Below are 8447 nucleotides of genomic sequence, written 5' to 3'. Positions count from 1 at the left end.
TGGACCAGCCGGGCCCAGTCGTCCGAGCCGGGCTATGACTGGGTTGAAAGCGAAACCGTCCGTATTCTGACAGATCGCACGGATGGTATCTGGCTTTATCAGGAAAACGCCGTAATCGCGGCCAGTGGCGAGACGGATGCGCGCGGCGGCGCGAAGGACAAGCCCTACTTCCAGGTGGTTATCCATCTCCGAACTCTTGGTCCTGATGAGGTCCTGGCCACGACCTACCGGCTTGCCACGCCCGAGGCGCGCCAGGATGCAAAAGGCTTCTGGGCCAGGAGCGCGCAGCCCTTTGGTCCGGACTGGATCGGCGAAGCGGCCTGCATGAGCCGGATGCACCGCGTGGCTGCGGGCTTCTGGCAGGGCGCGGCCGCGTGCCCCAACGACTACAAGGGCGCGGTCAAGGTCGATAGCCGCTCCATCCGCACCCGGGATACCTACGTGAACTGGGACCGCGGGTTCGACGCGGCGGGGATCCGGGTCTGGGGCCCGGCGCGTGGCGGCTACATATTCACTCGCATGGAGCATACCGAATGAAACGCCTGCTGATCCCCGCGCTCTGCGCGGCCTTTCTGGCCGCCTGCACGCATGTCGATACGTCCAGTCCGGCCCCCGGGCAGCCTGAGCTGCTCGGGGCGAGCAACCCCTATCCCGCATTCGACATCAACCTGCGCCGGACAACGCTGGTCGTGCGGGACGTGGAAGCTTCGCTGAAGCTTTACCGGGACGCCCTCGGGTTCGATGTCGTATACGACGAAGAGCTGACATCACCCGGGCTTACGACCCGCCACGAGGCCGATGGCCGCAACCGATCGCGCCTTGTCCTTACACAGACCAATAGCGGCGAACTCGGGATGATCGGCCTCTGGCAGTTTCTCGATCAGACCGACAAGGACCTGGCCGCACCGGATCCGGCGGACTTCACGCCGGGCGAGATTGTCCTGCTCTTCCATACCGAGAATCTCGAGACGCGGTTTGCCGCCGCCTCACGCGTTCCCGGCGTCACGGTGCTCGGTGCGCCCTCGGAAAGGCGATATCCTTCCCCGGCCGGCGACATTGTTGTGATGGTGTCGATGCTGGTCGATCCCGATGGCCATACGATCGAACTCAACCAGAAGATTTTCGATCCGCGCGATAAACCCTGAAGCCACGCGGGCAGGTGGCAACAAATAACGGACGGCGCAGTTGACCGGGCGCGTGCAGGCTTCTAATTTGTCCGGACAAATGACAAAGGCGTTCCGCTCCCTCCTGTTTGTGCCCGGCGCACGCGCTGACCGCTTTGACAAGGCGGCCGCGAGCGGCGCGGACGCGGTCATCATCGACCTGGAAGACGCTGTCCTGCCGGGAGAGAAGGATGCCGCCCGCGCGTCCGCCCTGTCCTGGCTTGCCTCTTACATGGGTGCAGCCTCAGCGGGGGTCCGGATCAATTCTCCGCGCACGGCGGCCGGGTGCGCGGACATCGCCGCCCTGGACGCCCTGTCCCGCAAGCCTGCCTTCGTCATGGTCCCGAAGGCCGAGACCGCTCAGGATATCGAGATCGTGGCAGAGGCGCTCGGCACCCGGCAGATCATCGCCGTCATAGAAAGTGGCCGCAGCCTGTCGAATGTCTACGCGGTCGCCCACGAAGCTGGGGCGGGGCTATTGTTCGGAGGGGCCGACTATGCGGCAAGCCTCGGGGCGGACCTCGCCAACTGGGACGCCATGCTGCTGGCACGCGCTACCATTGCAGCTGCGGGCGCGGCAGCGGGCGCGGCAACCTATGACGTGCCGTTCCTGGATGTCGCGGATATGGCGGGTCTCGAGGCAGAAACCCGGCGAAGCAAGGCGCTGGGTCTGTCGGGGCGGGCTTGCATCCATCCGGGGCAGGTGGCGCTGGTGAACACCGTTTTCTCGCCCTCAGTCGAGGACGTAGCTCACGCCCGGGCATTGCTGGAGGCCGCGGCCGCCGCGCAGGCCGGGGCCGTATTGTTCAAAGGCAAGCTGGTGGACCGGCCCGTCATCCTTGCCGCTCAACGACTCATCGACCGTGCTGGAGGCTGAAGACGAATGGTACAGAACTGGAAACAAGTGGGGCCGAACCGCTATCGTGAAACCTTCGGACGCTATTTCGAGGATTTCACGCCCGGCGACATCTACGAGCACCGCCCTGGCAAGACCATCACCGAGTATGACAACCACCTCTTCACCCTGATGACGATGAACACCCATCCGATGCATTTCGATGCCGAATATGCAAAGGCCAGCGAGTTCGGACGCAACCTCGTTGTCAGTCCCTATACGCTTGCCCTGCTGATCGGCATGAGTGTGACCGATACCAGCCAGAAGGCGATCGCCAATCTCGGTATGGACGACGTGCGGTTCACGGCGCCGGTCTTTGCCGGAGATACGATCTATGGCGAAAGCGAAGTCGTCGAGAAACGCGAGAGCAAGAGCCGCCCCGGGCAGGGCATCGTGACCATTATTACGCGCGGGTTCAATCAGGACAAGGTGATGATCTGCACGTTCCGGCGCAACATGCTGATACCGGCGCGCGGCCACGCCGTAGAAGACAAGGTCGGCACCTACTGAGGCGCAGGTGGCGCACTCATCACCAGGCAGGAGGCCAGACATGGCAGATACGACAGGGTTAACCGAAGCCGACGAGCGCCAGATGCTCGAAGCCGTCCAGAAATGGATCGAGAAGAAGGTGGCGCCGGTTGCGATGCAGCTGGAGCACGACAATGAGTGGCCGGCCGATCTCGTCAACGACATGGCCGAGCTCGGCCTGTTCGGCGCCCTGATCCATCCCGACTATGGCGGACTCGGCCTCTCGGCTGCCACCTATTCGAAGATCGTGACCCTGATCTCCGAGGAATGGATGAGCCTGACCGGCATCTTCAACTCGCATCTGATGATGGCGACCGTCGTCCAGCGTTTCGGCACACAGAGACAGAAGGAATACTGGCTGCCGCGTTTTGCGACGGGCGAGCTGCGCGGCGGGCTTGGCCTGACAGAGCCGGATGCCGGAACAGACCTTCAGGCGATCCGGACGCAGGCCCGCCGGAAGGGCGACAAGTATGTCGTGAACGGATCCAAGACCTGGATCTCGAATGCTATCGAGGGCCACTGCGTCGCGCTTCTGGTCAAGACCGATCCGCAAGCCGAGCCGCGTTACAAGGGCATGTCGATCCTGATCACCCCGAAGATCGACCCGGTAACCCGTGCAGCGCTGCCCGGGATCCGGAACGGAAAAAAACTGGAGAAGCTCGGCTACAAGGGCATTGATTCCGGCGAGTTCATTTTTGAAGATTACGAATGTGACGCCGATCTGTGCCTTGTCGGCGGCGAGGAAGGCCAGGGCTTCTTCATGGCGACAGGCGGGCTCGAGATCGGGCGGATCAACATTGCGGCACGCTCGGTCGGCATTGCCCGGCGCGCCTTGAAGGAAAGCGTCAAGTATTCGCAGCTCCGGCGCACGATGGGCAAGCCCATCTGCGAGCATCAGGCGATCCAGCTCAAGCTTGGCGAGATGGCTGCCAAGACCCGCGCCGCCGAATTGCTGGTCGAAGATGCCGCCCGAGCCTATGACCGCGGCGAGCGGATCGACATGGAAGCCGGCATGGCCAAGTATTTCGCATCCGAAACCGCTGTGGAAGTCGCTTTCGAAGCGATGCGGATACATGGCGGTTACGGTTACTCGAAGGAGTACGTGATCGAACGTCTCTACAGGGATGCCCCTCTGATGTGCATTGGTGAGGGGACGAACGAAATGCAGCGCATCATCATCGCGCGCCAGCTTGTCAAACGGAACCCGGCCTGATGTCTGCGTTGCCCCTTGCCGGCATCCGGATACTGTCCGTCGAACAGTACGGGGCAGGGCCCTACGGCACGCTTCTGCTGGCGCAGCTTGGGGCAGAGGTGATCAAGATCGAGGACGCCGCGCGCGGGGGCGATGTCTCACGCAGCGTGGGGCCCTACCTCCTTGGGACGGAGGATTCCGATTTTTTCCAGACTTTCTCCTATGGCAAGAAATCGGTCGCGCTGGACCTCAAGTCTGCAGGCGGCCGCGCGGCCTTCGAGCAGCTCGTGCGCCGGTCGGACGCTGTCGCGAACAACCTGCGGGGAGACCAGCCGGAGAAACTGGGCCTGACGTTTGAAACCCTGAAACAGGTCAATCCGAAGATCGTTTGCGCTCACCTGTCCGCCTACGGACGTAGTACCGGGCGGGCTGACTGGCCGGGTTATGACTACCTGATGCAGGCGGAAGGCGGGTTCATGCTGCTCAGTGGCGAACCGGACGGGCCGCCGGTGCGCTGCGGTTTGTCGGTCGTGGATTTCCATACCGGAAGCCAGATGGCGACAGGACTCCTCGCCGGTATTATCGGAGCCCTGCGAACAGGCGAAGGCAGCGATATCGATGTTTGCCTGTTTGATACGGCGCTCCACCAGCTCTCCTATCCGGCGACCTGGTACCTGAACAGGGGGCACGAGATCGAGCGGCTGCCGCGCGGTGCACATCCTTCGATCGCGCCGTCCCAGTTGGTGCGCACCGCGGACGGGTGGGGCCTGCTGATGTGCCAGACGCCGAAATTCTGGGAACTCTGGTGTGCGCGGGCCGGCGCCGGCCACCTTGCCATCGATCCGAGGTTCATCGATATCCCGGCGCGCCGCGAGAACCTCGGCGCGCTGACAGAAGCGGTAGACGCCGTGATGTCAGCGGCCACGACATCAGACTGGACGGCCCGGCTGGCCGGCCATGTTCCGTTCGCGCCGGTTCTCTCGCTGGCCGATGCGCTCGACAATCCCTATGTGGCCGAAACGGGAATGACGACGCAGCTTGCGCATCCGGAGGCTCCGTCGGGCTACCGGGCACTTTCGGCGCCGTTCCGGATCAATGGGGAGCGCCCCGCGCTGACCCGCGGACCTGGCCTCGGTGAGCACAACAGCGAGTTCGGAATATGAAGCTCGAAGGCTTGAAAGTCCTCGATCTCTCGGCCTTCCTGCCCGGGCCTCACATGACCATGATGATGGCCGATCACGGCGCCGATGTGATCATGGTCGAGCCTGCCAATGGTGTCGGCGAGCCGGTCCGGGAAATCGGCGAGCGGACCGGAGACGGCGTTACGGTCTGGCTGCGCAACATCGCCCGGGGCAAGCGCAGCCTCAGGCTGGATCTGAAGGATGAAGCGGGCCTCGACCTGCTGCTTCGGCTTGCAGATACGGCCGATGTGTTTGTCGAAGCTTTCCGTCCCGGCGTGATGGCGCGCCTCGGCACCGATTATGCCACCCTCGCGGCGCGTAATCCGCGCCTTGTCTATTGTTCCATTTCTGCCTTTGGCCAGGCCTCGAGCCTTGCCCTCAAGCCAGCCCACGATCTCACGGTGCTGGGACTGGCCGGGCTCGTCGATCTCAACCGAGGTCTTGAGGACAACAAGCCGGCGATGCCGAACATGCCGTTTGCGGATGCCGCCTCGTCGATGATGGCATTGTCGGCGATTCTCATGGCGCTCTACCGGCGTGAATCGACCGGCCTCGGGGACTATATCGACCTTTCGATGTATGACGCTGCCATCTCGTGGACGCCCAACGTGCTCGGGCCGGTTTTCGCGGAGAACCGCGCACCCCCGGTCAAGGACATGCGCAGCTTTGGCGGCAGCGCCATGTACAATATCTACGAGACGGCCGATGGCGGGTTTCTCATTCTCGGCGGCTCAGAGGTAAAGTTTGCGGACAACCTGCTCGGCGCATTTGGCCGCCCGGACCTCGGCGTCTATGCCAGGCGTCCTCCCGGGCCGGAACAGGCGCCGCTGCGCGACTTCTTCCGCGCCGCGTTCAAGTCCGAGCCGCTCGCGCACTGGCAGGCCTTCCTGAAAGATGTCGACTGCTGCTGGAGCTGGGTGCGCAACCTCAAGGACGCCTTCGATGATCCGTTCACGGCCGAACGGGGCATGGTGTTCACCGACGAGACCGGCGCGCGGCATGTCGGCTCGCCCATACGGTTCAGGCATGAACCCCCGAGGCCGCAGACCCGGGTCCCCGGATACGGCGAAGATAGCGCGGCCATCGCGGCCGCTGCGGGGCTGAGCCCTGACGAGATTTCAGTGCTGAAAGGGAAGGGCACGATCGGATGAAAGCCCGTAGGGGCCGCCGGGCTCATGGCGGCGCCTGACCAGGAACGTGACGTCAGCTGAGGCGTGGCGCCCGGCTCCGTAATCCCGCCGCGTCTGCGCCCTGAGACGGCATGCAGGCATTTGCCGGCAGGCGTCGTAGGATCCCAGGGCCGATCTTGCCGGGGCGCGCGACGGTCAGCGCTTTCGCTCGAGCGTCATCTCATAGGCAAATCGCCCGGCGGGGTGGAGGCTTTCGGAGACAAGGACCTGGTCGCCGGCGCTGTCGCGGTAACGCCTCACGGTCCTGAGGGCCGGAAACCCCGTTTCCACACCGAGCCGTTTCGCCTGGCTTGCGTTCAATGCAACCGCTTCCATCCGCTGGGTCACACGGTCGATGCTGAGGCCATGCGTCTGCTCGATCCACTCGGAGATCGAGCCGGACAACTTGCCGATGATTGCCGCGTCCGGGGCCACATGGGGACGCACATAGACTGCCGTGATGGCCTGCGGCGGCTGGCGGCCGGTGCGGCGGAAGCCGATGAACTGGCGGTAGGCGCCGGTGAGGCCAAGTCGTTTCAGCGAGTCCGGATCGGCATCCCGTTCGGACGACACATCAAAGCGCGCCTCCCGCGCATATTGCAGGATCGAGTCGAAATCGCTGAGGCCCTGGGCGAAGGCAGCCTGGCCCGGCGCCGCGACGATCGTGCCGGCTCCGCGTCGGCGCTCGATCAGTCCGTCATCGGAAAGAAGCCGCAAGGCGTCGCGCGCTGTATGGCGCGAGATGCTGAAGGTCTGGCAAAGCTCCATTTCCGTTGGTAGGGAGTCTCCCGGCTTCAGCTTGCCGCTCGTGATGCGTTTGCGCAGCAGGGCGGCGATCTGCCGATAACGGGGTGGGGCGGCCTTGCCGGGCGGGGGCGATGCAGGGGTCATGCATTTCCTTCGATTTTGTCGCGCCCGGCGTCAAGTTTGGTGTTCACGAATTCCGCCTCAATGTGTTAGGACCTTCCTTATGTCCGGACAAAGTTTCCCTCCGCCAGTCTTGGAATCCCCGGTCCTGGAATCTCTGGCGCGGCACCTGCGCCGTCCGGTCCCGGAAGAAGCGCGGCGGCGCGCTGCGGTCCGGGTGTCGGACTGGGTTGGCTGCGCGGCGACCGGCGCGCGGGAGCCTGCCGGCCAATGTTTCCTGAAGTCAATGGAACGGTCCGCGGAAGGGCGAGCCTTTGCCTGGGGCGCGCTGGGAAACATTCTCGAGATGGATGATGTGGACAAGCAGGCCCTCCTGCATCCCGGACCGGTCACAGTTCCGGCGGCGCTCGCGCTGGCCGCGCAGACCGGCGCATCAGCAGCCTGTCTCCTCGACGCAATCGTGCGCGGTTACGAGGCCACCATCAGGCTCGGCCGCGCCGTCGGTGCAGGCCATTATGCACTCTGGCACAATACCGGGACCTGCGGCGCGATCGGCGCTGCGGCGGCGTGCGCCATTCTGCTCGATCTGCCGGAGGACGGTCTCGCCGACGCGCTCGCGCTCGGCGTCAGCCAGTCGGCGGGATTCTGGCAGACCCGCCATGAGCCCGCCAGCCTCGGCAAGCAATTGCATACGGCGAACGCGGCGCGGGCCGGTGTCTCGGCGGCCCGCCTGGCGGCCAGCGGAGCCAGGGGGCCGCGCACGATCCTTGAAGGTCCTCAGGGCTTCTTTGCGGCCATGTGCCCGGGCGCTGCGGCCCAGGACGTGCTTGCCGTCTATCCGGAGCCCTGGCTGATTGCCGATGTCAGCACCAAGCCGTGGCCCGCTTGCCGTCATGCCCATGCCGCGATCGATGCAGCGCTCGTCCTGCGCCCGCCCGGCGCTGAAGGACGCATCCTTGTCGAAACCTACCGGGATGCCCTCAGGTTCTGCGACAATCCTGCTCCCCGGACGGTGGCGGAGGCAAAGTTTTCGCTGCAGCATGCCGTGGCTGTTTCTCTCATACGAGGCGCGCCCCGACTGGGAGATTTCTCCCTCGCCGCCATTGACGACCCGGCGCTGGCGTCGATGCGCGGACGCATCGATGTGCGCGAAGATGGCGCATTCACGCGCGCCTATCCGGGCCGGTTCGGTGCCAGGGTTTCAGGCGGCGGCGCCGCAGTAGAGGTCGCAGATGCCTGGGGCGATCCGGAAAATCCGATCACGGATGATGAGGTGAAAGCCAAGACGCGGGCCCTGCTGGCGGCGGCCGATTGGTCGGCGGCTGACGCAGAGGCCCTGATCGGCGCAGCTTCAGGGCTCACCGGCGCGGGCACACCCGGCGATCTTCTGGCCCTGCTGGAGGCCCGGCTCGGATGACGCGGCTTGTCGACGCCGTCATCGCGCATGGGCTG

9 protein-coding genes are annotated in these 8447 nt (G+C 64.6%); 8 read left to right on the top strand and 1 reads right to left on the bottom strand.

Features of this window, described 5'->3' with window-relative positions:
• From WEA77_RS01375 to WEA77_RS01345, 7 genes are all read left to right on the top strand, one after another.
• On the top strand, positions 1-537 hold a 537-nt coding region (locus WEA77_RS01375; RefSeq protein WP_368066083.1), incomplete at its 5' end, for a CpcT/CpeT family chromophore lyase.
• The gene (locus WEA77_RS01370; protein ID WP_368066082.1) at positions 534-1145 is read left to right on the top strand and encodes a VOC family protein; all 612 of its coding nucleotides are present in this window, start codon (positions 534-536) and stop codon (positions 1143-1145) included. The genes WEA77_RS01375 and WEA77_RS01370, both read left to right, overlap by 4 nt.
• Positions 1146-1224: 79 nt before the next feature.
• Entirely contained in the window at positions 1225-2040 is an 816-nt protein-coding gene (locus WEA77_RS01365) for a CoA ester lyase (RefSeq protein WP_368066081.1), read from the top strand.
• Positions 2041-2046: 6 nt separating this feature from the next.
• On the top strand, positions 2047-2568 hold the full coding sequence (locus WEA77_RS01360) for a MaoC family dehydratase (protein WP_368066080.1): 522 nt from the start codon (positions 2047-2049) through the stop codon (positions 2566-2568).
• Positions 2569-2608: 40 nt separating this feature from the next.
• Complete coding sequence (locus WEA77_RS01355; protein ID WP_368066079.1) at positions 2609-3799, top strand: acyl-CoA dehydrogenase family protein; 1191 nt, start codon at positions 2609-2611, stop codon at positions 3797-3799.
• Positions 3799-4941 carry a CaiB/BaiF CoA transferase family protein gene (locus tag WEA77_RS01350; RefSeq protein ID WP_368066078.1) on the top strand — a complete coding sequence of 381 codons (1143 nt, stop codon included), beginning with the start codon at positions 3799-3801 and terminating at the stop codon, positions 4939-4941. The genes WEA77_RS01355 and WEA77_RS01350 overlap by 1 nt, the downstream gene beginning before the upstream one ends.
• Complete coding sequence (locus WEA77_RS01345) at positions 4938-6110, top strand: CaiB/BaiF CoA transferase family protein (protein ID WP_368066077.1); 1173 nt, start codon at positions 4938-4940, stop codon at positions 6108-6110. Before WEA77_RS01350 ends, WEA77_RS01345 begins: the two co-directional genes overlap by 4 nt.
• Positions 6111-6284: 174 nt before the next feature.
• Here WEA77_RS01345 and WEA77_RS01340 read toward each other — a convergent pair whose 3' ends face one another.
• Positions 6285-7019 carry a GntR family transcriptional regulator gene (locus tag WEA77_RS01340; protein WP_368066076.1) on the bottom strand — a complete coding sequence of 245 codons (735 nt, stop codon included), beginning with the start codon at positions 7017-7019 and terminating at the stop codon, positions 6285-6287.
• Between the two features lie 262 nt (positions 7020-7281).
• Between WEA77_RS01340 and WEA77_RS01335 the strand changes: the two genes are divergently transcribed.
• On the top strand, positions 7282-8412 hold the full coding sequence (locus WEA77_RS01335; RefSeq protein WP_368066075.1) for an MmgE/PrpD family protein: 1131 nt from the start codon (positions 7282-7284) through the stop codon (positions 8410-8412).
• Positions 8413-8447 lie beyond the last annotated feature (35 nt).

Origin of the sequence: Hyphomonas sp., assembly GCF_040882205.1 — a bacterium.
Lineage (GTDB): Bacteria > Pseudomonadota > Alphaproteobacteria > Caulobacterales > Hyphomonadaceae > Hyphomonas.
Note: the sequence above shows the minus strand (reverse complement) of the source record. Positions and strands in the feature narration are given on the sequence as shown.